Here is a 973-nt window from a genome sequence, read left to right as displayed (position 1 = left end):
CAGGGGTGGCATTGAAGGTTACAAGTATTGGTGTTAATCGGTTTCTTTTCATGCCTTTACACCTGATTAAATGTACCTTACACGTTCGCTCCGGTGGCACTAGATGCGAAGTTTTCGCTTTAACTTCATCGTTTACGGTTTCTAACTCTTGGGCGATTTCTCTGGTTTGGTTTCTTTAACGCTGAGATATTTTCGTCAAAGCTAGGTTTCTTTGAAGCTGCTGTTAAAGTCCTAAGCCCGTATTCTTTGCTAATTTGAAAGCGGTGAAAAAGGGCAGTTAAGCATGTTTTTCTTCTAGCCAACTTACGTCTTGAAGTTTGTTTTTAGTTTGGCAGTTGCCCGTTTAGTTTTGGTGTTTTAAGCCATAAATTTCGTGCTATATTTCAATGCTTTGATGTGTTTCAAAGGCTTCAAGGGCAGCGTACTAACAAACAATTCAAGAGGGATTCGTAACGCGTGGCATTTTTACTATGCGTTAATTTTAGTGATTAAGGTGGTTTGCGGTGGCATCGGTATTGCGTTACTCACCCCTTAATTGGGCGTTATGTTTTTGGAGGAAAAATGACAGAGGAAGAAGCTAAAAAGTTAGCTCTTAAAACAACTGATTATTGCTATGTTCTCGCATGTGCTTGGGAGAAAGAAGAAAACAATTCAATTTGTTTGGAGCGAATTTTTGTTAAAGGTGGTCAAGAAGAGATTCGTCTAGCTTGGTGGAAAGATGGAAGACAAGCTATGCGTCCCGCTGACCTAAACGCTGTAGATTGGGTTCCGTTATTTACATCTGCTTTAGAGCACGGAGTTTTCAATTCTGATGAGCAGTTGGGTATGCTGAAAGCTTTGGTATCACACTAGGCTACAAACATAACAAACAGTTCAAGAGGGATTCAGCACGCGTGGCATTTTGGGTATGCGTTGGTTTCGGTGTTGAAGTGCTATGCGGCAACATCGGTATTGCGTGCTTCACCCCTTAACT

General features: G+C 41.3%; 1 protein-coding gene. It reads left to right on the top strand.

What is annotated here, in order from left to right; all coding sequences use genetic code 11:
• Positions 1-561: 561 nt before the first annotated feature.
• On the top strand, positions 562-852 hold the full coding sequence (locus tag ACF8EG_RS10785) for a hypothetical protein (RefSeq protein ID WP_069507040.1): 291 nt from the start codon (positions 562-564) through the stop codon (positions 850-852).
• Positions 853-973: the final 121 nt, after the last annotated feature.

The organism is Vibrio sp. YQ_11 (assembly GCF_043103065.1).
In the GTDB taxonomy this organism is placed as follows: Bacteria; Pseudomonadota; Gammaproteobacteria; order Enterobacterales; family Vibrionaceae; genus Vibrio; species Vibrio parahaemolyticus.
This window is presented reverse-complemented; position numbering and strand designations above follow the sequence as displayed.

What these genes read in the sequence shown, in the direction of transcription:
- ACF8EG_RS10785 (WP_069507040.1), top strand. Translation starts at nt 562, where the DNA reads ATGACAGAGGAAGAAGCTAAAAAGTTAGCTCTTAAAACAACTGATTAT.